The organism is Herbihabitans rhizosphaerae (assembly GCF_004216555.1).
GTDB lineage: Bacteria > Actinomycetota > Actinomycetes > Mycobacteriales > Pseudonocardiaceae > Herbihabitans > Herbihabitans rhizosphaerae.
In genome coordinates, this window is record NZ_SGWQ01000011.1 from 52,423 (window position 1) to 78,784 (window position 26,362).

At 70.0% G+C, this 26,362-nt stretch carries 13 protein-coding genes; 6 read left to right on the forward strand and 7 right to left on the reverse strand.

The genetic code is table 11. From position 1 onward, the window contains the following. The first annotated feature begins 2 nt into the window (after positions 1-2). The gene (locus tag EV193_RS26470) at positions 3-1,373 is read left to right on the forward strand and encodes a DUF6351 family protein (RefSeq protein ID WP_242613688.1); all 1,371 of its coding nucleotides are present in this window, start codon (positions 3-5) and stop codon (positions 1,371-1,373) included. On the opposite strand, the gene EV193_RS26475 is transcribed toward EV193_RS26470, so the two are convergent. Then, positions 1,370-1,567 (reverse strand): DUF5302 domain-containing protein, encoded by a 198-nt coding sequence (locus EV193_RS26475; RefSeq protein WP_130347635.1) that lies wholly within the window; start codon positions 1,565-1,567, stop codon positions 1,370-1,372. The genes EV193_RS26470 and EV193_RS26475 overlap by 4 nt on opposite strands. Positions 1,568-1,629: 62 nt before the next feature. Next, entirely contained in the window at positions 1,630-2,436 is an 807-nt protein-coding gene (locus tag EV193_RS26480) for an alpha/beta hydrolase (RefSeq protein ID WP_242613689.1), read from the reverse strand. 86 nt (positions 2,437-2,522) lie between these two features. Between EV193_RS26480 and EV193_RS26485 the strand changes: the two genes are divergently transcribed. Beyond that, the gene (locus EV193_RS26485) at positions 2,523-3,011 is read left to right on the forward strand and encodes an FxsA family protein (protein ID WP_130347639.1); all 489 of its coding nucleotides are present in this window, start codon (positions 2,523-2,525) and stop codon (positions 3,009-3,011) included. A 70-nt stretch (positions 3,012-3,081) separates the two neighbouring features. Then, a complete protein-coding gene (locus EV193_RS26490; RefSeq protein ID WP_130347640.1) occupies positions 3,082-3,996 on the forward strand; it encodes a hypothetical protein in 915 nt (304 codons plus the stop codon). 9 nt (positions 3,997-4,005) lie between these two features. Here EV193_RS26490 and EV193_RS26495 read toward each other — a convergent pair whose 3' ends face one another. From EV193_RS26495 to EV193_RS26515, 5 genes are all read right to left on the reverse strand, one after another. Further along, positions 4,006-5,187 (reverse strand): HNH endonuclease signature motif containing protein, encoded by a 1,182-nt coding sequence (locus tag EV193_RS26495; protein WP_130347642.1) that lies wholly within the window; start codon positions 5,185-5,187, stop codon positions 4,006-4,008. Positions 5,188-5,473: 286 nt separating this feature from the next. Next, positions 5,474-6,298 (reverse strand): GNAT family N-acetyltransferase, encoded by an 825-nt coding sequence (locus tag EV193_RS26500; protein ID WP_165401516.1) that lies wholly within the window; start codon positions 6,296-6,298, stop codon positions 5,474-5,476. 105 nt (positions 6,299-6,403) lie between these two features. Next, positions 6,404-8,956, reverse strand: coding sequence for an FtsX-like permease family protein (locus EV193_RS26505; RefSeq protein ID WP_242613690.1), 2,553 nt, complete (start codon positions 8,954-8,956; stop codon positions 6,404-6,406). 14 nt (positions 8,957-8,970) lie between these two features. Next, on the reverse strand, positions 8,971-9,783 hold the full coding sequence (locus tag EV193_RS26510; protein WP_130347648.1) for an ABC transporter ATP-binding protein: 813 nt from the start codon (positions 9,781-9,783) through the stop codon (positions 8,971-8,973). A 45-nt stretch (positions 9,784-9,828) separates the two neighbouring features. After that, positions 9,829-11,502 carry an MFS transporter gene (locus EV193_RS26515; protein WP_242613691.1) on the reverse strand — a complete coding sequence of 558 codons (1,674 nt, stop codon included), beginning with the start codon at positions 11,500-11,502 and terminating at the stop codon, positions 9,829-9,831. Between the two features lie 193 nt (positions 11,503-11,695). On the opposite strand from EV193_RS26515, the gene EV193_RS26520 reads away from it, so the two are divergent. The 3 genes from EV193_RS26520 to EV193_RS26530 all read left to right on the forward strand — a co-directional run bounded on the left by EV193_RS26520 (position 11,696) and on the right by EV193_RS26530 (position 26,334). Continuing rightward, positions 11,696-14,053, forward strand: coding sequence for a penicillin acylase family protein (locus EV193_RS26520; RefSeq protein ID WP_130347650.1), 2,358 nt, complete (start codon positions 11,696-11,698; stop codon positions 14,051-14,053). 295 nt (positions 14,054-14,348) lie between these two features. Further along, positions 14,349-15,605, forward strand: coding sequence for an activator-dependent family glycosyltransferase (locus EV193_RS26525; protein WP_130347652.1), 1,257 nt, complete (start codon positions 14,349-14,351; stop codon positions 15,603-15,605). A gap of 391 nt (positions 15,606-15,996) precedes the next feature. Further along, the gene (locus EV193_RS26530) at positions 15,997-26,334 is read left to right on the forward strand and encodes a type I polyketide synthase (protein WP_130347653.1); all 10,338 of its coding nucleotides are present in this window, start codon (positions 15,997-15,999) and stop codon (positions 26,332-26,334) included. Positions 26,335-26,362 lie beyond the last annotated feature (28 nt).

Consider the following 26,362-nt stretch of genomic DNA (forward strand, 5'->3'; position numbering starts at 1 on the left):
GGGTGTCTACCTGTTCGACCGGCGGGTGGTCCGCCGGCCTGAGGAGGACTCCCGATGAGAACGTTCGCCAGGAAGGCGGCCGTCGCCGTGGCCTGATCGACGGCGCGAAGTACCGCGTCGAGGTGCCGGACAACTGGAACGGCACGCTCGTGCAGTTCAGCCACGGCTACTACGTCCCCGAGTGGATCCCGGACCCGATCTTCCTCACAATCCATCAGGAGACCGAGAAGTGGTTGCTGGACAACGGGTTCGCGCTGGCCGCCTCGGAGTTCAAGAACCAGGGCATCGGGTACGCCGTGGAGGACGCGGCGATCGACCAGCGCGCGCTGCTGGACTGGTTCGACCGGAATGTGGGCACGCCGCGGCGCACGATCGGCACGGGCATGTCAGGGGGTGCCACGATCGCGGTCCTCCTGGCCGAGCGGAATCCCGGCCGGTTCGCCGGCGTCAGCACGATCTGCGCCGAGTACGACAGCACCGGCAGTTGGAACGCCGCGCTGGACGTGAACTTCGTGGTCAAGACGCTGCTCGCGCCGAACGAGCGGATCGAGTTGGTGCGTGCCGCCGACCCGAAGGCGAGCGCTGCGGCGCTGGCCGCCGCGGTGGTGCGGGCGCGGACCTCACCCGCCGGCCGCGCGAAGCTGGCGTTGGCCGCCGCGATGGCCAACGTGCCGGCGTGGCACGCGGTCGGCCAGGCGCCGCCGGTCGAGGTGGCGGAGCGCGTCCTGGCACAGTCCAACTGGCTCGAGACCATGTTCGCGCTCGGGATGGGGCCGACCGGCCAGGCTGATCTGACCGCGCACACGGGCGGCACCCCGTCGTGGAACACCGGTGTGGACTACCGCCGTCAGCTCGCCAAGTCGGCCAACCACGAGCTGGTGCGCCAGGCCTATCGGGAGGCCGGCGTCGACCTGCGGGCCGACCAGGACGCGCTCGCCTCGGCCGAGCGGATCAGCGCGGACCCGGCTGCCGTCGCCTACACCTACCGGCACGGCGTCGCGCGCGGATCGGCCGGGTTGCCCACGGTCACGCTGCACACCGTCGCCGACGCCGGATCGACCGACCAGGAGCGCTGGTACGCCGAGCAGGTGCGCCGGCACGGGGACGGCCGCGACCTGACGCAGTTGTATCTGGATCGCGCCGGGCACTGCGCGATCACCGCGGCCGAGGAGATCACCGCGCTGCGAACCCTGTTCGAGCGGATCGAGAACGGCCGCTGGCCGCACCACGACCCGGCCGCGCTGAATGGCGCCGCGTCCCGATTCGGCGAGGGTTTCCACGACGCGCTCGACATCGAGCACGGCGGTGAGGTGGCGGTGACGCCGGGCTTCACCCGGTTCACGCCGGCGCGATCACTGCGACCGTCTCGTTAGCCACTCTTGCGGCGGAACTCCCGCTTACCGGCGACCGGGCCGTGCGCGTTGTGCACCTTGGAGTCGGCGTCTCGGTGCGACGCGCCGGCCTGGGCGTTGGCCTGCTTGCGCTCGAGCGCCTCGCGGAACCGGCGCTTGACGTCATCCTGCTGGTCGGTCGTGGTGGTGTCGTCCGACTTCGGTTCCTCAGCCATGGGAACAGATTGGCACGGCCGTACCGCCCGCGTCGAACCCATTCCCCGTTTGGTGTACCCGGTCACCGTGACGCGGTGACCACCGCGTCGACGACCTGCGGACCCTGATGCAGCGCGAGGTCGTTGTGGTTCGCACCAGACACGATCACCACCCGCCTGGGTTCCGGTGCGGTGTCGGCGACCGTCCTGCTCTGCGCGGTGGGGACGATCGAGTCGGTGTCGCCGTAGATGACCGTGGTCGGCACGCGGAGCTTGCGCAGGTGTTCCAGCAGCGGGAAGCGGTCGCGCAGCAGCGTGCGCACCGGCAGGAACGGGTAGTGCTCCTCGGCGACGGCGGCGAGTTCGGTGAACGGCGAGCGCAGGATGAGCGCCGCTGGCGGGTGTTCGGTGGCCAGCTCGGTGACCACGGCGGTGCCGAGGCTCTCGCCGTAGTAGACGATCTTGTTCGGCGGGACGCCCAGCTCGCCGACGAGGTACTGACGGGCAGCCCGCGCGTCCGAGGCGAGGCCCTGCTCGGTGGGGTCGCCGGGGTTGCCGCCGTAGCCGCGATAGTCGAACAGCAGCACGGACAGCCCGCGCCTGGCCAGTTCGCCGGCCAGCGGTGCGCGCCCGGATCTGTTGCCCCCGTTGCCGTTGGCCATCAGCACCACCGGCGATCCGTCCACTGTGGACTGTATGAACCAGGCGCCCAGCCGCAGTCCGTCGTGAGTCGTCAGCGTGACCTCGCGCGCCCCGGGAAGTACCGAGGACGCCGGCGGCGGAGTGCCGGACGGCAGGTAGATCAGGCGGCGTTGGAAGACGTAGGCGAGTACCAGGACGGTGACCACGAGCAGGAGCAGTGCGGCCAGGACGATCAACGTGATGCGCACCCGCCTAGTGTGCGGGAGCGTTTCGCGCCGCTCGTTCGTTGTGGCCATGAGAGGGTTCGCCCCACACGTTGTTTGGAGTAGTCGTCGTGCCCGTGTTGCTGCTGATTCTGCTCGCCATGGTCGTCGAGATCACGGTGATCGTGCTCGTCGGGTCGGCCATTGGCGCGCTGGCGACCATCCTGTTGCTGGTGCTCGCCTCAGTGGTCGGCATCGCCCTGCTGCGCCGAGAGGGCACGCGAGCGCTGGCCGCCTTCGGTGACGCGGTGCGCTCGCGGCGTGCGCCACAGCGTGAGATGGCCGACGGTGTGCTGATCGGTGTGGCCGGCATGCTCGTGCTGGTCCCCGGCTTCGTCAGTGATGTACTCGCGCTCGCGCTGCTGTTGCCCCCCACCCGCGCCCTGATCCGCAAACGCCTCCTGCGCCGTGCTGAGCAGCAGCAGAAGGTGGCCTACCCAGGCGGAATGGTGGTGGACGCTGTGGTCGTCGACACCGAGCCCCAAACGCGGTCCCAGTCATCGTCGCCGTCAACACCCCAGCCTCGTCGCCCGATGATCGTGGAATCCCCGGACGACTAGCCCAACCGGGTGACACCCCCTGCTACCGTCACGCCCGCATTCCGGGTGAGCATGGCGAGGGGGAACGGCGATGGCCGATCTCGGTGGGTTCGGTAAGGGTCTGTTGCGCAAGGCGCACTCCGCCGCGGAGTCAGCGGAAGTGGCGCTGCGCAAGCGAATCGGTGACGAGGAGAAGGACGGCCCGCCGCCCAAGCCCGAGGAATCTCAGTCGGTTGCCCCACCTCCGGTGGTGGAGGACGGCGTCGAGCTGACTCCCGTCGGCGAGTCCGACGAGCCGGACGAGCGCGCCGATGCCGCGGAGGTGGCGGACGAGACCAACCGCCTGCGCCAAGTGATCGAGGGTTTGTTGCCGCCGCCCGGCCCGATCACCGAGCCATGGGGGATCGGTGTCGGCACGTTGCTCGCCGAGCAGCCCAGGGTGCCCAAGCGCCTGCGCGGGATCGTGCGGAAGCTCGATCGCTACGGCGGAGTCGCGTTGTCCCCCAAGGGAATCGTGTACGACGGTGACGATGTCGAGTGGGAGGACATCACCGAGATCCGCACCCGCAACGTCGTGGACTACATGTTGGCGGACGGTCTGCAGCAGCAGGTCGAGTCGCTGCCGCTGCCGTGGTTCCCGGGGCGGCGCAAAGCTCTCGACGCCCTGAGCCAGGCACTGAACGCCCTCACCCTCGCGGTTCTCAAGGACGCGGTGGCCACATCGGCCTTCTCCCTACGAATCCCCGCCGAGATCGAGTACAAAGGTGCGTTCCGCCGCACCAAGGAGCTGAGTGCCAGCGCGGTCGGCGCGATGATCATGGCCGAGCCTCAGGTGGCCGCCTGCATCCTGGAGACGGCCCGTGCGCGTGGCATCGCGGTGAAGGACGACGACGAGTCGATGCTCACCGCCGAGCAACGCGCCGAGGACATCCGTCGCAAGCTGGCCGAGGTGGAGAAGCACCTGGAGAAGGTGCAGAACATGGGCTGGCGGAAGAAGAAGGACTGACGCCGCGAACTACGCCACGCCCACATGCATGGTGTTGCGGATGGGTTTGCGCTGCGGGTCTACCCATGCTGGCGGGATGTAGTAGGGGAATCCATCGCGCATGATGATTTCCCAGTCTTGTTGGTGGATGATGGTGTGGTGGAATCGGCAGAGTAGTGTCATTGTTTCTTCGCTGGTGATTCCGCCGTTGAGCCAGTGGATGATGTGGTGTGCGTCGGTCCATTCTGGTGGTCGGTCGCAGCCGGGGAAGGTGCAGCCTTTGTCGCGTGCGATGAGTGCTGCTCGGATTGCCGGGGTGGCGGTTCGTTGTTCGCGTCCGACGTCGAGTGGTTGGCCTTCGCTGTTCAATACGATGGGTGTGATTCCGGCGTCGCAGGCGATCTGTCGGATGGTTTGGGGTGTGATGAGCGCTCCGAAGTCGCCTCGGGCGAGGCCGATTTGGTCGCGGAGTTGTTCGTAGGAAATGGTGATGGCGAGGTGCGGCCGGCGTCCGCCGTCTTGCGGGAGTGTGTCGGAGTTGAGCGCCCGGTGCGCCAACTCAACGAGCGCGTCGGCCCACCTGCGGGCGGCGGATCGGTCGTCGTCTTTTCCGGCGGGTTTCGCCAGCGGTGACAGCGCTGCCTTGAGAACTTCGGCGCACTCCGGCGAGAGCCGTCCGCGCAGCAGGATGGTGCCGTCGATGTCTTCGATCATGGAGAATTCCATCCGCTTGCGGGCGGCTTGTTCTTCCAGGACAACTTGTTCGGGTTGCAGGTGGGCGCGGGTTCGGGTGGCGAGCTTGCTGAGTTTGACGGGGTCGAAGTGTTCGGCTTCGTCCACGAGGAGTTGCTCGACCTCGGCGTGATGTTCGTCGGGAAGTTTGTCGAGGGTGGTGCGCACGATCTGCACGTGGTCGCGGTTGATCACGCCGTCGGCTAGTGCTTTCGCCGTGACGGGTAGCTGCGGTTCGATGGGTTGTCCGGTGAGTGTGGTGGAGCCGAACAGGGCGTTGGCGTCGGCTACTCGCCGGCGTGCGTCTGCGGGTGTGATCCGTACGGTGTCCCGCAGGAGCGATGCTGTGGAGTAGGCGCCCATTTCTTTCGCGAGGCCTTGCTCATGGATTTCGTGGATGAGTTGAAGTCGTTCGTATTCGAGTTGTCGAATGTGGGTTTCGCGAGCCCGGAGCTCGTCGATGAGTTGTTGTCCCCTCATGCCTCGATTCTACCGAAAAAGGTCGACCACTATGGGGTGAACAATGGGAGCAAGGTGGCGGCGCGGTACGGGCAAAAGGCAGGCGGAGCCTGCCCGTAGCGCCTGCGGTTAGGGCCGATCGAGGCTCACAAGTCCAGGGCGAGCGAAGCGAGTCGCGTAGCGACGCCGTAGGCGCCCTTGACTTGTGAGTATCGGCCCGCACAATACCGCGCCGCCACACCCCCAGAACCAGCACAAAGATCACCCCAGAACCAGCACAAAGATCACCCCAGAACCAGCACAAAGATCACCCCAGAGCCTGCATGATCGGCCCAAACCACCGCCCCCGATCACCCGGCATCACCCGCCCCCCGAACACCATAAAAGAAGTCTGCCCGACAACAGAAAGCCCACTCGCCTCCGCCCAACGCCCCAACTCGACATGCTTCTCATGCACCTCCACCCGCACGGTCAAGCCCGATTCAGCAGCCAGATCACCGATCAACGCACAAGCATCGTCCGAAGACGGCGCCACCACCGGCCCGATCACGTCATCCGTGTCGTTCCGCCACATCCCCGCGTACCCCACAACCTCACCCGCACGCCGCAACACCCGAACCCGCGAAGCGAACCCCACATAAGCCCGCAGCACGGCGCTCCGGTCAACGCCAGTCACAACCCGATCCAGCTCCAACACCTCGTCCAGAGCGAAGTCGAGCGAACTCACCCCAGAAGCCGCCCCCGTGAACCGTCCCCGATGCATCGTGTTCACGAAGTCCACCGCGAACCCCAACTTCGAATACAACGGCCGCCCGATATCCGTGGCATACAACGAAAGCGTGGCATCCCCAGCCGCCGCCATCGCGTGCTCCATCAACCGCCGCCCGTACCCCCGACCCGCGTGCGCCTCAGCCACCAACACCATGCTGATCCCCGCATCACGCGCCCCGAACCACGTGAGCACCACCGTCCCGATCACCCCGTCGACCGGATGCCGAATCCCGAACACCGTGCCGACCTCGAACAGAAAGCGCCACTTCGCCTCCTCGGCACCCCACTCACGACTGACCGCGAGCCGAGTGCACTCGGAGAGATCGGCGGCGGACAGCGTCACCACAGGCAGGTTCTCCACCCGGGCGAGAATTCCCCAAGCCCGCAACCACCCGCGACCCATTTACGCCATCGAGCCCCGCCAGCCGAAATGGCTGACGGGGCTCGACCGGATATCCGAAAACCGCTACTCCGCGCCGGCGACGGTCTCCACCGGCTTCTGCCGCATCGCCGCCCACGCCGGGAGCAGCGTGGACAGGAAGGCCAGCGCACCGGCCACGCCGATCACAGCCAGATAGATCCAGATCGGCCCGGACGGCCACGGCGTATCGCTCACCACGATGCTGAACGGCACCAGGCTCGTCGCCGAGATCGCCGTCCCGATGACGATGCCGACCAGCGCGATCAGCGCCGCCTCCACGGCCATCATGCGCATCACCTGGCCCCGGGTGAACCCGGTGAGCCGCTGCAGACCGAACTCCCTTCGCCTGGCCGCGGTCGCCATGACCAGCGTGTTCACCACGGCCAGGGCCGTGTACGCGACGATCATGCCGACCAGCAGGTAGTTGATCCACGCCTGCGTCTGCTGCTGCTCGGAGTACGTCTCGGTGAGCACGTTGCGGTCGGCGACGATCACGCCCGGCTTGTCCGCGGTCAGCGTGCCCAACGCGGCGGTCAGCGCGCCGATGTCGGTGCCCGGCGCGGCGCGGACCAGGATCTGTGAAGCCAGACCCTCGGTGGTGTGCGCCGCGATCAGTTCGGCCGGCATCAGGATCATCTCGAAGCCGGGCCGGGGATCGAAGGTGGCGACGATCTTCATATCGAGCTTCGCACCGTCACCGAGACGCATGGTCATGGTGTCGCCGACGTTCTTGCCGATCTTGCGGGCGTGTTCGGTCGGCAGCGCCATCGTGTTGCCGCGCAACGCGGTCAGCTCGCCGGCGGTCGGGGTGATCGCCGTGGTCTGACCGACGCCGTCCGCGGTCACGCCCTGCACCGGGAACCCGTCGTTGCTCTGCGTCGTGTCGTAGGGCGCCTCCACCCAGGTGTTGCTGGTGACGAAGGCGGACGCCCCGGCGACACCGGGCACCGTGCGCACCTGGTCGACGAGCTCGGGGGCGATACCCCCGGTCGACGTGGTGATCACGGCGTCCGCGCGCAGGTTCTCCGTGTATGCCTTCTCCGCGGCCGCGATGTTGGTCGTCTGCAGGTACAGGTTCCCGATCGCGATCCCGGTGGCGAGCATGATCGGCGTGATCGCCGCGGCCACCGGAATGGAGCGCGCCTTCGAGTTCAGGATCGCGATCGAGCCGGACAGCCCGGACAGCGCCCGCAGCGGCCACTGGAAGATCGCGGTCATGACCTTGGTGATCCCGGGGAAGATCAGCGCGAGCCCGATCGCCCACAGCATCACCGTCGGACCGGCCGTGCTCTGCGCGATCGGCCCGGTCATCATCGTCGCGGTGATCACCATCAGCACGGTGCCGCCGGCGAGGCAGATGACCGAGAACAGCACCCGCGTCCAGGTCAGCCACTTGGTCTGGATGGCCGCCTCGGCCAGCGCCTCGGTCGGCCGGGTGTTGGCCGCACGCTTGGAGGCGACCCGTGCCGACGCCCACGCGGTGAGCAGCGCGATGCCACCGGCCGCGGCGAAGGGCACCAGCCCGGAGTGGAACTCGACGACCTTGGGCACCACTCCGTTCGCGGTGAACTGGTCGAACAGCCATTCTCCGAAGATCACGCCGGGGAACAGCGCCGCGGCGATGGCGACCACCGACACGACCATGGTCTCGCTGATGATCATCCGGCGGAGCTGACGTGGCGTGGTGCCGATCGCCCGCAGCATGGCCATCTCGCGCATCCGCTGCTGGATCGACAGACCGAGCGTGCTGGCCACCACGAACATCGCGACCATGAGCGCGAACCCGCCGAACACGGCGGACAGAATGATCAGGTTCTCGCTGCTGATCGCGGCCTCGGGGAACTCGGCGACACCGCGGTCGTCGCCGATCAGCGCGACGGCCTTGGACTTGTCGAGCTTCCCGGCGACCCGGTCGCGCAGTGTCTTGGCGTCGACGCCGTCCGCGGCGAGCACACCGATCGAGTCGATCCGGCCGCCGCTGAACTGCTGCGCCCGGTCGTCGGAGAAGAACAGCGCGGAGGTGGTCAGGGTGCCGGTCGGCGCGGCGATGCCGGAGACGGTGAAGGTCTCCGTCTTGCCGCGAACCGCGACCTGCACGGTGTCACCGGGCTTCACCCCGGCCATCGACGCGAGTTGCTGCTCCAGCACGACCTGGCCGGCCCCGGACGGCTGAGCGCCTTCGGACAACGTGAACGGCGTCAGCTCGGCGGAGGCCCAGCCGTGGCCGAGCGAGGTCGTCCCCGGCCCCACCGGCATGCCGTCCTTGACCAGGGTCGCCGGGAAGGACACGTCGGGGACGGCCTTCCGCACGCCCTGGATGCCGGAGATCGTGCCGACCAGGTTGGCGTCCAGCGGCGCCCGCTCCGGCAGCGTGCCGATCTCGGGGTCTTCCTCCGCGTCGCCCGGGTTCTGCTTGGCCAGGTCGAAGTCGACCTCGGCGGTGACCACGACGGGTGCCGCCGCCAGCCGCTGCGGCGGCACCGCGGTGGTGATGCCGGATTCCATGAGCCCACCGCACGCCATCACCATGACGGTGCCGAAGAACATCGCGATGAACGTGCCTATGAACCCTCCCTTGCGGAAGCGGAGGGTCTTCATGGCAAGACCGAACATCAGAAGCCACCCCCGCTGTGCGTCGCCGGGGAGTTCGGACGCTGGTTCGGCTGCGCCGGCTCGTCGGCCCACGCGCCGAGGTGGGTCATCCGCTCGGCGACGGCCTCGGCGGTCGGGCGGTGCAGCTCGCCGACGATCTGGCCGTCGGCGAGGAACACCACGCGGTCGGCGTAGGACGCGGCCACCGGGTCGTGCGTCACCATCACGATCGTCTGGCCGATGGCGGTGACCGATTCCCGCAGCAGGCCAAGGACTTCGCGCGCGGTGCGGGTGTCCAGCGCGCCGGTCGGCTCGTCGGCGAAGATCACCGCGGGCTCGGTGACCAGCGTCCGCGCGATCGCCACGCGCTGCTGCTGGCCGCCGGACATCTGGCCGGGCCGGTGGTTGCGCTTCTTGCCGAGGCCGACCCGGTCGATCACCTCGTTGACCCGGGACCGGTTCGGCCGGCGCCCGGCCAGCTTCAGCGGCAGCGTGACGTTCTGCGTGACGGTCAGCGCGGCGAGCAGGTTGTACGCCTGGAAGATGAAGCCGATCCGGTCGCGCCGGAACTTGGTCAGCTGCGTCTCCGACAGCCCGCTCAGCTCGTGCCCGTCGACCTGGACCGACCCGGCCGAGGGCTGGTCGAGGCCTGCGGCGCAGTGCAGGAACGTGGACTTACCGGATCCGGATGGGCCCATCACCGCGGTGAAGCTGCCCCTGTGAAAGGAGATCGAGACGCCGCGCAGGGCCTCCACGGCGCCATCGCCCTTGCCGTACGTCTTGCGTACCGACTCCAGTCGGACCGCGTCGCCGGCTCGGCCGTGGTTGTTCATGTCCGCTCCCAGTGTTGTGGAGATTTTCCCAGTGTGGTGATGACGCTACGGAACTCTCGGTGCCGAACCAATGGCGCTAGGTAGCGACTCGTGAGTGGTGTTACGCCTACCCCCTCCGGCGTCCTCGAACGCCGGTGGCTCTGTGTCGGCCGTACCCCCGTAGACCTCGATGTTCTCCTCCGGTGGGGCCTGGTCGCCCGGCCGGATGTGGCGCAGCAGCGCGGCGGCGAGCGCCGTCGTGGCGAGCATGAGTACCACACCGACGATGGCCGCCACGTGCATGCCGTCGCTGAACGCGACCCGGGCGGCGGCGGTGAGCGCGTCGCCGACCTGAGTGGGCAGATGGCCGGCCGCCTCGACCGCGGCGCCGAGCGTTTCCCGTGACGCCGCAACGGTTTCCGGCGACAGTCCGCTCGGCGCGGTCTCGGCGATCTCGGTCCGGTACACGGCGGCGCCGATGCTGCCGAGCACCGCGACACCGAGCGCTCCGCCCAGCTCGCTGGCCGTCTCGGTGAGCGCGGACGCCGCGCCGGCGCGCTCCGGCGGCGCGGCGGCGACGATCATGTCCGAGGACAGCGCCTGCACCGAGCTCATGCCGGCGGCCATGCCCGCGAACCCGGCGAGCACGAGCAGCAGCGACGAGTCGGGCCCGGCCTGCGTCATCACGGCGAACCCGGCGGCGGTCAGCAGCAGGCCGGCGCACACCACGGTGGCCGGGCGGATCTTCTGGACGAGTACGGCGGCCATGGTGGCGCCGACCGCGGCGAGTGCGATCGCCGGCAGCATCCACAGGCCGGCCTCCAGCGGCGGGATGTTCAGCACGAGCTGGAGGTACTGCGCGATGTACAGGCTCACGCCGACCATCGAGAAGATCACCAGGGTGCTGGTGATCATGGACGCGGTGAACGCGCGCTCGGCGAACAGCCGCACGTCGATCATCGGGTTCTCCAGGCGGCGTTGCCGCCGTACGAACAGGAATCCGATCGCCAGGCCGGCCGCGACCGTCACCACGGCGAGCGTGCCCAACCCGTGCTGCGCGACGTGCTTGACGCCGTAGACCACCGGGAGCACGGCCGCCAGCGAGAGCAGCGCGCTGAGCAGGTCGAAGCGGCCGGGATTCGGATCGCGGTACTCGCTGAGCAGGAACGGGCCGGTGGCCACGAGCAGGATCATCACCGGCACGTTGATCAGGAAGACCGATCCCCACCAGAAGCTTTCCAGGAGCAGGCCGCCGAGCACCGGGCCGAGCGCGATGCCCACGGAGAAGCCGGCCGTCCAGATGGCGATGGCCGTCCTGCGCTGCGCGGCGTCCCGGAACATGTTGCGTATCAAGGAAAGCGTGGACGGCATGAGCGTCGCACCGCCGATGCCCAGCGCGGCGCGCGCGACGATCAGCGCCTCGGCGCTGTCGGCGTAGGCGGCCAGCACGGAGGCGGCGCCGAACGCGACGGCGCCGATCATCAGCAGCTTGCGCCTGCCGATCCGGTCGCCGAGCGTGCCCATGGTGATCAGCAGACCGGCGAGCAGGAAGCCGTAGCTGTCGATGATCCACAGCAGCTCGGTGGCGCTCGGGCGGAGGTCCGCGCTCAAATGGGGCAGCGCGAAGTTCAGTACCGTCATGTCCATGGAGACGAGGACGGTCGGCAGCACGAGGACGGCAAGGCCGAGCCATTGTCGGCCGCCCGCTCTATTCACGGTCCCGCTCATGGACTCTGTCATGGAAATGACCCTACCGCCGGGGACCGACAATCCTTGAGGGGGTTATCACCCCTGTCCCTCCCTGCCAACCCCTATCTATTCACCTGCCGCCCCAGTTTCGGTTAGCTAATCGACACGAACGGGTGAACGAGGCCTTTACCTCGTAGCGGTACGGTCAGGGGCTCGATGATCATCGGACGTGACGGAGGCGGAGATGCCGCGAAGGCTTCGGGTGGCGGCGGTGCTCGCCGCACTGGTGGTGCTCGGCTCGGGAGTGGCTGTCGCCTCAGGTGCGGAAGAGGCGCCTGACCAGCGGATATATGGCGTCTCCGGATTGTCGGCCCCGGTCGGTATGGTCGTCGACAGGTGGGGTGTCCCGCACATCTACGCGACGAACACGCAGGACCTGTACCTGGCCCAGGGCTTCAACGCCGCGCGTGACCGGCTGTTCCAGATCGACCTGTGGCGGCGCCGGGGTCTGGGTGAGTTGTCCTCGGTGCTCGGCGAAAAGTACGTCGCCCAGGACAGGGCGACGCGAATGTTCCTGTACCGCGGCGACATGCGCGCGGAATGGGAGAGCTACGGGCCGGAGGCGCAAAAGGCGGCGACCGCTTTCGCTAGCGGGATCAATGCGTATCTCGACTGGCTCTCTAGCAATCCTCGAGCAATTCCCGAGGAATTCACGAAACTGGGATATTCGCCGGCGCGCTGGCGTCCGGAGGACGTGGTACGCATCCGCAGCCACGGGCTGTCCAAGAACGTCCAGGGCGAGGTCGCGCGCGCCCGCGTGGTGTGTGCGGTGGGGGGTGTGGAGGCCGACCGGTTCCTCTACCGGCTTCGGCCCGAGCACACCACCTCGGTACCCGCCGGGCTGGACCCGTGCGCGGTGCCGGCCGACGTGCTCGCCACCTACCAGCTGGCCACGCAGAGCGTGACGTTCGCGAACGGTCAGCTGCGCACCGAGCCCGCCGCCGAGGTTCCGTCCAGCGAGGGCAGCAACAACTGGGCTGTCGCGCCCGACCGCACCGCCACCGGCCGCCCGATCCTGGCCAACGACCCGCACCGTGCGCTCGGCGCGCCGTCGCTGCGCTACATCACCCACCTGTCCGCCCCCGGCCTCGACGTGATCGGCGCCGGCGAGCCGGCGCTGCCCGGCATCTCGATCGGGCACAACGGCACGGCGGCGTTCGGGCTGACGATCTTCGGCGTGGACCAGGAGGACATGTACGTCTACGACCTCGATCCCGCCGACCACGGCCGCTACCGGTACCAGGACGGCTGGGAGCGGATCAGGACCGTGGCCGAGGACGTGCCGGTCGCCGGCCAGGCGCCGCGCCGGGTCGAGCTGCCGTTCACCCGGCACGGGCCGGTCATCTCCGTGGATCCCGTGCGGCACAAGGCATACGCGCTGCGCACGGCATGGCTGGAGCCGGGCACCTCGCCGTACTTCGGCAGCATGAAGTTCCTCCGCGCGAAGAACTGGGAGCAGTTCACCGAGGCGATGCGCCGGTGGGGCGGGCCGGCGGAGAACCAGGTGTACGCGGACACGTCCGGCGACATCGGCTGGGTGCCCGGCGGGATGGCGCCGCGCCGATCCGGCTTCGACGGGCTGCTGCCGGTGCCGGGCGACGGGCGGTTCGAGTGGCGCGGGTTCCACGACGGCGCCGAGCTGCCTCGGGAGCACAACCCGGCGCGCGGGTTCGTCGCGTCGGCCAACGAGTTCAACATGCCGCCAGGACACCCGGTGAAGGTCGGGTACGACACCTGGACCGCGCCGTACCGCAAGCAGCGGATCGACGAGGTCCTCTCGGCGAACTCACGGTCGACGGTCAAGGACTCCGCGACGCTGCAGGGTGACACGGTTTCCTTGCTGGCCAAGGGAGTCGTGGACGTGCTGCGCGGGATCGGGGACACGCCCGAGACGGCGGAGGCGCTGCGGCTGCTGCGCGGCTACGACGGCGACGTCCGCGTCGACTCGGCCGCGGCGGCGCTGTTCGAGACGTGGTTCCTGCGTCACCTCGGGCCGGCGTTCGTGAACACGGTGCTGCCGCCGGACGCCGCCAAGGCGGTGTTCATGCCGGACGCGACGATCGTGTTGGAGGCGCTCCAGAAGCCGACCATGTGGCTGGGGCCGGACGGTGTGGCCGTGCGCGACCGGCTCGTGCACTCGTCACTGGCCGCCGCGTTCGCCGAGGTGCGCCAGCGGCTCGGCGCCGATGTCGGCGCGTGGCGGTGGGGCAGCCTGCAGAAGGCGGCGTTCTCCCACCCGCTCGGGCTTGGCGTGGGACCGGTGGAGCGCGGCGGCTCATGGCACACGGTGAACGCGGCCAGCACGAACCCGTACACCTACGGGGTGACCGGCGGCGCGTCGTTCAAGATGGTGCTGGACGTCGGCGACTGGGACAAGTCCGTGGCGATCAACGCCCCCGGCCAGTCCGGCGTGCGCGGCAGCGCCCACTACGACGACTTGCTTCCCTTGTGGCAGAAGGACTCCCACTTCCCACTCGTCTACAGCCGCGCCGAGGTGGAACGCAACGCCGCCCACCGCATCCTCCTCGTCCCGGCGGGCTGAGGACTTTAGCGGGCTAAAGTCCGGGCTCTCAGGTGCACTTTCGAGGTCGGAAACTGAGAACGCCCAGGTCAGCGGCCTGTGGACAACCGGTTTGACGTGGGCCGCGCGATGTGCGGGCGTACTTTTCCCCGCAAAAGTACGCAACCTGGGTTGACGGGTAGGGCGGGGACGGCGGTTCTGGAGAGGCGATCGAGGGACCGCTAAGGGCAGCTAGGGGTTGGGAACGGCGGGTTCGCGTCCGTAGCGTCTGGCTCAATAGCCAGCGCACACTGACTAGTCCGGTTGGAGAATTCCCATGCGCGTCCTGTTCTACTCGATGCCGGCAAATGCGCATCTCTACAATCTGATTCCGCTGGCGTGGGCATTCCGCTCTGCTGGCCACGACGTCGTTTTCGCCAGCCAGCCGGACCTGGTCGACGCCATCAAGAAGACCGGCATTCCGGCGGTTTCCGTCGGAAAGGACTCCGAGACCATGAAGTTCCTCGCGGAGACGCCGCCGGAGGACACCGTCTGGGGCTCCGGATACCGGCTGAACGAGAAGGACCCGGAGAAGCTCACCTACGACTACCTCACCAACATGTTCGCCGCCTACTGCTCGCCGGGCGGTTTCGGCTACTACACCAACGACGAGGTGCTCGACGACCTGGTCGCGTTCGCCCGCGACTGGAAGACCGACCTCGTGGTGTGGGACGCGCTGAGCTTCTCCGGCCCGATCGCCGCCCGTGCCGCCGGCGCCGCGAACGTCCGGGTGCTGCAGGGCATGGACCACTGGGTGCGCATGCGCGAGCGGATGCTCACCCTGGCCAAGGACGTGCCGGAGGCCGAGCGGGTCGACCCGGTGGCCGACTGGCTCGGTGAGCGCCTCGCCCGTTACGGCGCCGAGTTCGCCGAGGAGGTGGCGGTCGGCACGGCCACCATCGACCCGCTGCCGCCGGGCAACAGCTACGACCTGGACTTCGACTACCTGCAGATGCGGTCGCTGCCGTTCAACGGTCCGACCGAGATCCCGGCCTGGGTGCGCGAGCGGCCCGCCAAGCCGCGGATCGCGCTCACGCTGGGCCTGACCACCCGCGAGGTGCACGACAACGGCGTGCCCGCCGCCGACCTGATCGGCGCCATCGCCGACCTCGAGGTGGAGGTTGTGGCGACGCTGAGCCACGAGCAGCTGTCCAAGGTCATGACCGTGCCGGAGAACGTGCGCGCGGTCGAGTTCGTGCCGCTGAACGCGCTGCTGCCGAGCTGTTCGGCGATCATCCACCACTGTGGCACCGGCACCACCGGCTGCGCGGTGATCAACGGCGTGCCGCAGATCGTGGTGCCCGGCAACCTCTGGTCGGAGGACGACACCGGCCAGTACATCGCCGACCGCGGCGCCGGCCTGGTGACCAGCCCGGAGGAGCTGACCGCCGAGGGCCTGCGGGACATGGTCGTGCGCATTCTCGACGACTCGTCCTTCCAGGCCGGTGCCGACCAGCTGCAGAAGGAGACGCTGGCCGCGCCGAGCCCCGCCGACGTGGTCATCGAGTTGGAGAAGCTCGCGGCTGATCGATAGCTCGGGCGAGGCCGCCGCTCGTTCGGCTCCGCCGAATCGGCCTGTGGTCAGGTTGATGGGGTGGTTACGGCCGACGGTGGTGGGCTGGGTTTCGTGGGTGGTCGGCAGAGACGCCTTCGGCGTGGCGGCGGTCGCCCTCGCCTTTTCAGGCTGACCTCAGCGTGGCTTTCGCTCGGTACGGTCAAGCTGGCCTGGTGGGTTCAGCTCGTGAAACAGAAATGGCGGCGCCGCGGTTGTCACACCGTGTCGCCGCCATTTCTGTGCGTAAACGCCGAAAAGAGTCTGGGGCGGCACAGGGTGTGCTAGGGGTACGGAAGAGCCGTCCCACTTCATAGCCTGAACCAAGGTCCGCCTGCCTGCATTTTTCGAATAGCTCAATTGGGGTGACGTTGTGGACAACGAGGAGAAGCTTCTCGAGTACCTCAAGCGGGCGACCGCTGATTTACGCGAAGCTCGCCGACGTCTCCGCGAAGCCGAACGACGCGAACGGGAACCGATCGCGATCGTCGGAATGAGCTGCCGTTTCCCCGGTGGCGTGCGCAATCCCGTCGAACTGTGGGAACTGCTGGCCGACGGCCGGGACGCGGTCGGCCCGTTCCCGTCCGACCGCGGCTGGGACGTGGAGAACCTCTACGACCCGGACCCGGACAAGCCTGGCAAGAGCTACGCGCGCGACGGCGCGTTCCTCTCCGGCGCGATGGACTTCGACCCCGCGTTCTTCGGCATCTCGCCGCGCGAGGCGCTGGCCATGGACCCGCAGCAGCGGTTGCTGCTGGAGACCTCGTGGGAGGCGTTCGAGAGCGCGGGCATCGACCCGGCCAACGCGCGCGGCACCAAGACCGGCGTGTTCGCCGGCCTCATGTACCACGACCACTTCACCCGCCTGCGCGACGTGCCGGACGACCTGGACGGCTACCTGGACAACGGCAGCTCGGCGAGCATCGCCTCCGGCCGGGTCGCCTACACGCTCGGGCTCGAGGGCCCGGCGGTCACCGTCGACACCGCGTGCTCCTCGTCGCTGGTGTCGCTGCACTGGGCGGTCCAGGCGCTGCGCCAGGAGCAGTGCTCGCTGGCGCTGGCCGGCGGCGTGACCGTGATGTCCACGCCGGCCACGTTCATCGAGTTCAGCCGGCAGCGGGGGCTGTCGGTGGACGGACGGTGCAAGGCGTTCTCCGACGAGGCGGACGGCACCGGCTGGGGCGAGGGCGCCGCCGTGCTGCTGCTGGAGCGGCTGTCCGACGCGCAGCGCAACGGGCACCGGGTGCTGGCGGTCATCCGGGGCAGTGCGATCAACTCCGACGGCGCGTCCAGCGGGCTGACCGCCCCGAACGGCCCGTCGCAGCAGCGGGTCATCCGCGACGCGCTGGCCAACTCCGGACTGCAGCCGTCCGATGTGGACGCCGTGGAGGCGCACGGTACCGGCACGAAGCTGGGCGACCCGATCGAGGCGCATGCTTTGCTTGCCACGTACGGGAAAGAGCGCGCCGGCGAGGACCCGCTGTGGCTCGGGTCGATCAAGTCCAACCTCGGGCACACGCAGGCGGCGGCGGGCGTGGCCGGCGTGATGAAGATGGTGCTCGCCATGCGGCACGGCACGCTGCCGCGCACGCTGCACGCCGAGCAGCCGTCGTCCCAGGTGGACTGGACGGCCGGTGCGGTCGAGCTGTTGCAGGACACGATCGACTGGCCGGAGCGGGAGGCGCCGCGGCGTGCCGGCGTGTCGTCGTTCGGCATCAGCGGCACCAACGCGCACGTGATCATCGAGCAGGCCCCGGTGGAGGACGAGCCGGCCGAGGAGGTCACTGAGCCCGCGCCGCGGGTGGACACCGACGTGGTGCCGTGGCTGGTGTCGGCGAAGACGGCGGACGGGCTCGTCGCGCAGGCCGAACGGCTCGCGTCCTTTGTGGACGATCAGCGCCCGGTGGACGTCGGCTACTCGCTGGCCACCGCCCGCGCCGCGCTGGAGCACCGCGCGGTCGTGGTCGGCGCGGACCGCGACGAACTGGTGGCCGGGCTGCGTTCGGTGGCCGCCGGCACCGGCACGACGGGCACCGTGCACGAGGCGAAGCTGGCGTTCCTGTTCACCGGGCAGGGTGCGCAGCGGCTCGGCATGGGCCAGGAGTTGTACGACTCGTTCGGGGCGTTCGCGGACGCGTTCGACGACGTGTGCGAGCGGATCGACAAGCACCTCGATCGCCCGCTGCGGGACGTGATCTGGAACGACGACACCGCGCTGAGCCAGACCGGGTACACCCAGCCGGCGCTGTTCGCGGTCGAGGTGGCGCTGTACCGGCTGGTCGAGTCGTGGGGCGTGGTGCCGGACTTCCTGGCCGGGCACTCGATCGGCGAGCTGGCGGCGGCGCACGTCGCCGGCGTGCTCTCGCTGGACGACGCGTGCGCGCTGGTCGCCGCGCGCGGCCGGCTGATGCAGGAGTTGCCGGCCGGTGGCGCGATGGTCGCCGTGCAGGCCACCGAGGACGAGGTCGCGCCGCTGCTGACCGACGGTGTGAGCATCGCCGCGATCAACGGCCCGAACTCGGTGGTCGTTTCCGGTGAGGAAGCCGCCGTGCGGGCGATCGTCGAGCACGTGAGTTCGTTGGGGCGCAAGACGAAGCGGCTGACCGTGTCGCACGCGTTCCACTCGCCGCTGATGGAGCCGATGCTGGACGGGTTCCGCGAGGTCGCGGCCGGACTGACGTTCACCGCGCCGAGCATTCCGATCGTGTCGACGCTGACCGGTGCGCCGGCCAAGGCCGACGAACTGACCGACCCGGAGTACTGGGTGCGGCACGTGCGCGAGGCGGTGCGGTTCCGCGACGCGATCAGCACGCTGGAGTCCGAGGGTGTCACGGTGTTCGCCGAGATCGGACCGGACGGCGTGCTCACCGCGGCCGGCCAGGACTGCGTCGAGGGAATCGCAACGTTCACTCCGTTGCAGCGCAAGGACTTCGACGAGATCGCAACGTTGTCTTCCGGCGTCGGCGCGTTGCACACGCGGGGCGTCTCGGTCGACTGGCCCGCGGTGTTCGCCGGCCGGGGCGCCGAAGTGGTGGACCTGCCGACCTACGCGTTCCAGCGGGACCGGTACTGGCTCGACGCGGGCAACACCGTGGGCGACGCGTCCGGCTTCGGGCTCACGCCGGCGGAGCACCCGCTGCTCGGCGGCGTGCTCGGCCGGCCGGACACCGGCGAGCTGGCGCTGACCGGCCGGCTGTCGGTGAGCACCCACCCGTGGCTCGCCGACCACGTGATCTCCGGCGCGATCCTGTTGCCCGGCACGGCGTTCGTCGAGCTGGCGATCCGCGCGGGCGACCAGGTCGGCTGCACGGAGCTGGAGGAGCTGACGCTGGCCGCGCCGCTGGTGCTGCCCGAGCACGGCGGGGTCGCGCTGCAGGTCGTCGTGGGCGAGGCGGACGAGTCCGGCCGGCGCACCGTCGCGGTGCACTCGCGGCCGGAGGACACCGACGACATCTGGACGACGCACGCCACCGGTCTGCTCGGTACCGGCACGTCGGCCGGCGCGGAGTTGGTCGAATGGCCACCGGCCGGTGCGGAAACCGTTGATCTGCAAGGCTTGTACGAGCGGATGGCCGGCGAGGGCTACGGCTACGGGCCGGTCTTCCAGGGGCTGCGCTCGGCGTGGCGAGTTCCTGCCTCCGGCGCCGGCGGGCGTGGCAACGGCGAGGAGGTGTACGCCGAGGTCGCGCTGCCCGATGGCGCCGACGCGGCGGAGTTCGGGCTGCACCCGGCGCTGCTGGACGCGGTGCTGCACGCGCTGGACCTGGTGGACGGTGGTTCCAACGGCGACGGCATGCGGCTGCCGTTCGCGTGGACGGGCGTGACCCTGCACGCGGCTGGCGCGTCGTCGCTGCGGGTGCGGCTGGCCAAGGCCGATGACGGCGTGCGGTTCGACATCGCGGACGCCGCCGGCGCGCCGGTCGCGTCGGTGCGGTCGCTGGTCGTGCGGGAGCTGTCGCCGGAGTCGTTGCGCTCCGGTGGAAACGACTCGCTCTACCGTCTCGAGTGGACGGAGGTGTCCGCTGCGCGTGGCGAGGTGCCACAGACGGTGGTGCACAGGGTGGAGTCCATTGTGGACTCCACTGGGGACGGCGTGCCCACCGCCACGCGGGAGGCCGTGAACGGTGTGCTCACGGCGATCCAGGAGTTCCTGGCCGCTGACGCGGCTGAGGACTCGCGGCTGGTCGTGGTGACTCGCGACGGCGAGCTGTCGCACGCCGCCGTGCACGGGCTGGTTCGCGCCGCGCAGGCGGAGAACCCGGACCGCCTGGTCCTGGTCAGCTCCGACGACGCGCCGGCGGATCTGCTCGCCACGGCGATCGCGAGCGGCGAGCCGGAGCTGGCCGTACGCGAGGGACGGGTGCTCGCGCCCCGTCTGGTCCGCGACCAGTCCACCTCGGGTTCGCCGAACTTCGGTGACACGGTGTTGATCACGGGCGGAACCGGTGGCCTTGGTGCGCTGGTGGCGCGTCATCTCGTTGCGGTGCACGGAGTTCAACGTTTGGTGCTGACCTCGCGGCGGGGGCTCGACGCTCCTGGTGCGGTCGAGTTGCGCGATGAGCTGATCGGTCTGGGTGCCGATGCGATTGTCGCTGCCTGCGATGTCTCCGACCGGGACGCGGTCGCAACGTTGCTTTCGGAGCACCCGGTGAACGCAATTGTGCACACCGCCGGTGTCCTCGACGACGGTCTGATCGCATCACTCACACCCGAGCGCATCGACACGGTGCTGCGGCCGAAGGTGGACGCGGCGTGGCACTTGCACGAGCTGGCCGGTGAGCTGTCCGCGTTCGTGGTGTTCTCCTCGGTCGCCGGTACGTTCGGTGGTGCGGGTCAGGGCAACTACGCGGCGGCGAACGGGTTCCTGGACGCGCTCGCCGAGCACCGGCGGGCCGCCGGACAGCCGGCGCACGCGCTGGCCTGGGGCCTGTGGGCAGGCGCCGGCATGGGCAGCTCGCTGGCCGAGGCCGACCTGCTGCGGGCCGCGCGGGACGGTCTGCCCGCGGTGTCCCAGGAGGACGGCCTTGCGCTGTTCGACCGCGCGCTGACCGCGGACGGTGGCGCGCTGCTGCCACTGCCACTGGACCTGAACGCGTTGCGCACCAAGGGAAGCGCGTTGCCGTCCGTGCTGCGCGGGCTGGTGCGCGTGCCGGCACGGCGTGCCGCGGCGGCGGCCGTGGTCGCCGGTGACACGTCCCGCCTGGACGAGCGCGAGCTGCTGAACCTGGTGCGCACGCACGTGGCCGCCGTACTCGGACACGCCTCCGGCGACGCGGTGGAACCGTCGCGCGCGTTCTCCGAGCTGGGCTTCGACTCGCTGGCCGCGGTGGAGCTGCGCAACCGGCTGAACGCCGCGACCGGCCTCCGGCTGCCGGCGACGCTGGTTTTCGACTACCCCACAACGGTTTCACTGGCCGAGCACATCGGCACCGAGCTGTTCGGCGGAGTGACCGCCACGCGCACGACGACCGTGGCCGCCTCGGACGACGAGCCGATCGCGATCGTGGGCATGGCCTGCCGGTACCCGGGCGGCGTGTCCAACCCTGACGACCTGTGGCGGCTCGTCGCGGACGGCCGCGACGGGATCGGCCCGTTCCCGACCGACCGCGGCTGGGACATCGAGGGCATGTACGACGTGGACCCCGACCGGGAGGGCAAGAGCTCCACCCGCGAGGGCGGATTCCTGTACGACGCGACGGAATTCGACGCCGAGTTCTTCGGGATCAGCCCGCGTGAGGCGCAGGGTATGGACCCGCAGCAGCGGCTGTTGCTGGAGACGTCCTGGGAGGCGTTCGAGCGCGCGGGCATCGACCCGCACACGGTGCGCGGCAGCCGCACGGGCGTGTTCGCCGGCGTGATGTACCACGACTACGGCGCACGGCTGACCAGCATCCCCGAGGAGGTCGCCGGCTACATCGGCAACGGCAGCCTCGGCTCGGTCGTGTCCGGCCGGGTCGCCTACGCGCTCGGCCTTGAGGGCCCGGCCGTCACGGTGGACACGGCGTGCTCGTCGTCGCTGGTCGCGTTGCACTGGGCGATCTCGGCGTTGCGCCGTGGCGAGTGCACCATGGCGCTGGCCGGCGGTGTCACCGTGATGTCCACTGTGGACACGTTCGTGGACTTCTCGCGGCAGCGCGGGCTCTCCTCGGACGGCCGGTGCAGGTCGTTCTCCGACGAGGCGGACGGCACCGGCTGGGGCGAGGGCGTCGGCATGCTCGTGGTCGAGCGGCTGTCCGACGCGCGTCGCAACGGACACCCCGTTCTCGCAATAGTGCGCGGCAGTGCGACAAACCAGGACGGTGCGAGCAACGGTCTGACCGCGCCCAACGGCCCATCGCAACAGCGGGTGATCCAGGACGCGCTCGCCACCGCCGGCCTCACGACCGCCGATGTGGACGCGGTCGAGGCGCACGGCACCGGCACCGCCCTCGGCGACCCGATCGAGGCGCAGGCGCTGCTGGCCACCTACGGCCAGACTCGCTCCGGCGATCCGCTGTGGCTCGGCTCGATCAAGTCCAACATCGGCCACACGCAGGCCGCCGCAGGTGTCGCGGGAATCATCAAGATGGTTCAGGCGATCCGGCACGGCACGCTGCCGAGCACGCTGCACGTGGACCAGCCGTCGTCCAAGATCGACTGGACCGAGGGCGCTGTCGAGCTGCTGGCCGAGTCCCGCGAGTGGCCGGCGCTGGACCGGCCGCGCCGGGCCGCGGTGTCCAGCTTTGGTATTTCCGGCACCAACGCACACGTGATCATCGAGCAGGCCGACCCCGAGCCGGTGTCCGAAGTGGATGGACGCCCGGACGGACGTACGGCCGGCCCGGTGCCGGTGGTGCTGTCCGCCAGGACGACCGACGCGATCGCCGGACAGGCCGCCCGTCTGTCCACTGTGGACGCCGAGCCGCTGGACATCGGCTACTCGACCGCGACCACCCGGGCCGCGTTGGAGCACCGCGCGGCCGTCGTCGCCGCGAACCGCGACGAGCTGGCCACCGCGTTGGAGGCGCTGGCCGAGGGACGCACGGCGCCCGGGATCGTGCGCGGCACGGTCTCCGACGGCCGGCTCGCGGCCCTGTTCACCGGCCAGGGCGCACAGCGCATCGACATGGGATCCGCGCTGTACCAACGGTTCCCGGCGTACGCCGAGGCGTTCGACGCCGTGTGCGAGCGGATCGACAAGCACCTGGACCGCCCGCTGCGCGAGGTGGTGTGGCGCGGCAAGCGGGGCGCGAAGAAGCGCCTCGACCAGACCGGCTACACCCAGCCGGCGTTGTTCGCCGTCGAGGTGGCGCTCTACCGGCTGTACGAGTCGTGGGGCATCACGCCGGACCTGCTGGCCGGTCACTCGATCGGGGAGTTGGCGGCGGCACACGTGGCCGGCGTGCTCACCCTGGACGACGCGACCACCCTGGTGGCGGCACGCGGACGGCTGATGCAGGCGCTGCCCGAGGGTGGCGCGATGATCGCCGTCCAGGCGACCGAGGACGAGGTCGCGCCGCTGCTCATCGACGGTGTGAGCATCGCGGCGGTGAACGGCCCGACGTCCGTGGTGATCTCCGGTGAGGAGGCCGCCGCGCTGGTGGTCGCCGAGCAGGTGAAGGCGTTGGGGCGCAAGACGAAGCGGCTCACCGTGTCGCACGCGTTCCACTCGCCGCTGATGGAGCCGATGCTGGACGAGTTCCGTGCGGTCGCGGCCACGCTGACCTACCACGAGCCGCGCATCCCGATCGTCTCCACGGTCACCGGTGCGCTGGCGAGTGCGGACGAGTTGCGCGACCCGGAGTACTGGGTGAACCAGGTGCGGGCCGCCGTGCGGTTCGCCGACGCCGCCCGCGCGCTGCACGACGCCGGTGTCACCACGTTCGTCGAGTTCGGGCCGGACGCCGTGCTCACCGCGATGGCGCAGGAGTCGATCGACATCGACGATCCGGCCGGGCTGGCCTTCGCGTCCGCCCTGCGCCGCGACCGGGACGAGGAGGTCGAGGTGCTGACCGCGCTGGCGTACCTGAACACACGTGGTGTCTCCGTCGACTGGCGACGGTTCTACGCCGATTCGGGCGCGCGGCGGGTCGAGCTGCCCACCTACGCGTTCCAGCACTCGCGGTACTGGCTGGACGCCGGTTCGCCGACCGGTGACGCCGTCCACTTCGGACTGACCGACGCGGGTCACCCGCTGCTCAAGGCGATCGTCGGGCTGCCGGACGGCGACGGTGTGCTGCTCACCGGGCGGCTATCGCTGCGCACTCACCCGTGGCTCGGCGACCACCGCGTGCGGGGCACCGTGCTGGTGCCGGGCACCGGGTTGGTCGAGCTGGCGGTGCACGCCGGTGACCAGGTCGGCGCGGCCACGCTGGAGGAGTTGACCCTGTCCGCGCCGCTGATCGTGCCGGAGCAGGGCGGGCTCGCCGTGCGGGTCGTGGTCGGGTCGCGGCAGGAGTCGGGCGACCGGACGGTGGAGATCCAGTCCCAGATGGACGGTGCTACCGAGTGGATCACGCACGGGGCCGGCGTGCTCACCGAGGCGGTCGAGGAGCCGGCCGACCTGACCGCGTGGCCGCCGCCGGGTGCCGAGCCGATCGACACCGACGGCGCCTACGACCGACTGGCCGACCAGGGTTACGGCTACGGGCCGACGTTCCAGGGTCTTCGTGCCGCGTGGCGCAAGGACGGCGAGGTGTTCGCCGAGGTCGCGCTGCCGGACGAGGCGGTGGCCGACGCGGCGAAGTTCGGCCTGCACCCGGCGCTGCTGGACGCGGCCATGCACGCCGACCTGCTGGACGAGGAGGCGGCGGCCGCCGCGGGTGGCACCCGGCTGCCGTTCGCGTGGACCGGCGTGACGTTGCACGCGACGGGTGCTGCCACGATCCGGGTGCGGCACACGCCGCTCGGGGACGACGGTGCCACCGCGATCACGGTCGCCGACGCCACCGGTGCTCCGGTGGCCACGATCCGCTCGCTGGTCGCCCGCGCGGTGACCGCCGAGCAACTGGCCGCCCGCGACCCGCTCTACCGTCTCGAGTGGACGGACGCGCCGGCCGGCGGAGAAGCGCCGGCCGAGGTCCACCGCGTCGGTCCGGCCGCCGGCGAGCTGCCGGGGTCGGTGCACACGGTGGTCACGGAAACCCTTGCCGCACTGCGTAAGTGGCTCGCCGGCGAGCAGCCCGAGGACGCGCGGCTGGCCGTGCTGTACGACGGTGAGGACCTCGCCGCCGCACCGGTGGCCGGCCTGGTGCGGGCGGCTCAGGCCGAACAGCCAGGGCGCATCGTGCTGGTGGACACCGACGACGTCGATCAGGTCCCGGCGGCGCTGGCCGCCGACGAGCCCGAGGTGTCGATCCGCGACGGCAAGGTCCGGGTGCCACGCCTGGCCCGCGCACCACAGTCCGCGGTGGACAGCCCGGTGGACCCGGAGCGGACCGTGCTGATCACCGGCGGAACCGGTGGGCTTGGCGGCATCGTCGCCCGGCACCTGGTCGCCGAGCACGGCGTCAAGCACCTGCTGCTCACCTCGCGCCGTGGTGCGGACGCACCGGGTGCGGCCGAGTTGCGCGACGAGCTGACCGAGGCCGGTGCCACCGTGACGATCGCCGCGTGCGACGTCTCCGATCGCGACGCGGTCGCCGAACTGCTGGACGGCGTGGACCTCACCGCGGTGGTGCACACCGCCGGTGTCGCGGACAACGCGGTGCTCGGCTCGCTCACCCCCGAGCAGGTCGAGCGGGTGCTGCGGCCCAAGGTGGACGCGGCGTGGCACCTGCACGAGCTGACCGAGAACCTGGACGCGTTCGTGCTGTTCTCCTCCTCCGCCACGGTGCTCGCCGCGGCCGGTCAGGCGAACTACGCGGCGGCCAACGTGTTCCTGGATTCCCTTGCCCGCCACCGCAAGGCGCTCGGGCTGCCGGCGACCTCGCTGGCCTGGGGACTCTGGGGCGGTGACGCCGGCATGGGCGCCGACCTGGCCGACGTGGACCTGCAGCGGCTGGCCCGTCAGGGCATGCCGGCGATGTCCACGCAGGATTCGCTGGCCATGCTGGACGACGCGTTGCGCTCCGACGAGCCGGTGCTGGTGCCGGTCAAGCTGGACATCGCAACGTTGCGATCGCGGGCCGATGGTGTGCCCGCAACGTTGCGCGGCCTGGTTCGCACCACCGCCCGTCGCAACGTTGCGACGGCCGGCGGCGGCACCGATCGCACGCTGGCCGAGCGGCTGGACGGACTGTCCACCGTGGAGCAGGACCGGCTGTTGCTGGACACCGTGCGCACCAACGTGGCGACGGTGCTCGGCTACGCCGGACCGGAGGCGGTCGAGCCGGGCAAGGCGTTCAGCGAGATGGGCTTCGACTCGCTGGCCTCCGTCGAGCTGCGCAACCTGCTCAACGCGGCGACCGGTATGCGGCTGCCCGCGACGCTGGTGTTCGACAACCCGACCAGCGCCGCCGTCGCGGCGTTCCTCAAGGAGGAAATCCAGCCACGCCAAGGAGATCCGGCGCAGCCGGTGCTCGCCGAGGTGGACCGGCTGGAGTCCGCGCTGGCCGCCGCGACCGACCTCAACGGCGATCACGCCAGGGTCACCGCGCGGCTGGAGGCACTGCTGCGCAGGTGGCGAGACCAGGAAACCCAGGGCAACGACGGCGCCGACGAGGCGGATCTCGACGACGCCACCGACGACGAGCTGTTCAGCATGTTGGACAGCGAGCTGGGCACCTCATGATCACAAGTCCCGACGGCCGCGAGGTTGG

Coding starts and splice junctions, on each gene's coding strand:
- EV193_RS26475 (WP_130347635.1), bottom strand. CDS start 1,567: ATGGCTGAGGAACCGAAGTCGGACGACACCACCACGACCGACCAGCAG.
- EV193_RS26490 (WP_130347640.1), top strand. CDS start 3,082: ATGGCCGATCTCGGTGGGTTCGGTAAGGGTCTGTTGCGCAAGGCGCAC.
- EV193_RS26495 (WP_130347642.1), bottom strand. CDS start 5,187: ATGAGGGGACAACAACTCATCGACGAGCTCCGGGCTCGCGAAACCCAC.
- EV193_RS26505 (WP_242613690.1), bottom strand. CDS start 8,956: ATGAAGACCCTCCGCTTCCGCAAGGGAGGGTTCATAGGCACGTTCATC.
- EV193_RS26510 (WP_130347648.1), bottom strand. CDS start 9,783: ATGAACAACCACGGCCGAGCCGGCGACGCGGTCCGACTGGAGTCGGTA.
- EV193_RS26515 (WP_242613691.1), bottom strand. CDS start 11,502: ATGACAGAGTCCATGAGCGGGACCGTGAATAGAGCGGGCGGCCGACAA.
- EV193_RS26520 (WP_130347650.1), top strand. CDS start 11,696: ATGCCGCGAAGGCTTCGGGTGGCGGCGGTGCTCGCCGCACTGGTGGTG.
- EV193_RS26525 (WP_130347652.1), top strand. CDS start 14,349: ATGCGCGTCCTGTTCTACTCGATGCCGGCAAATGCGCATCTCTACAAT.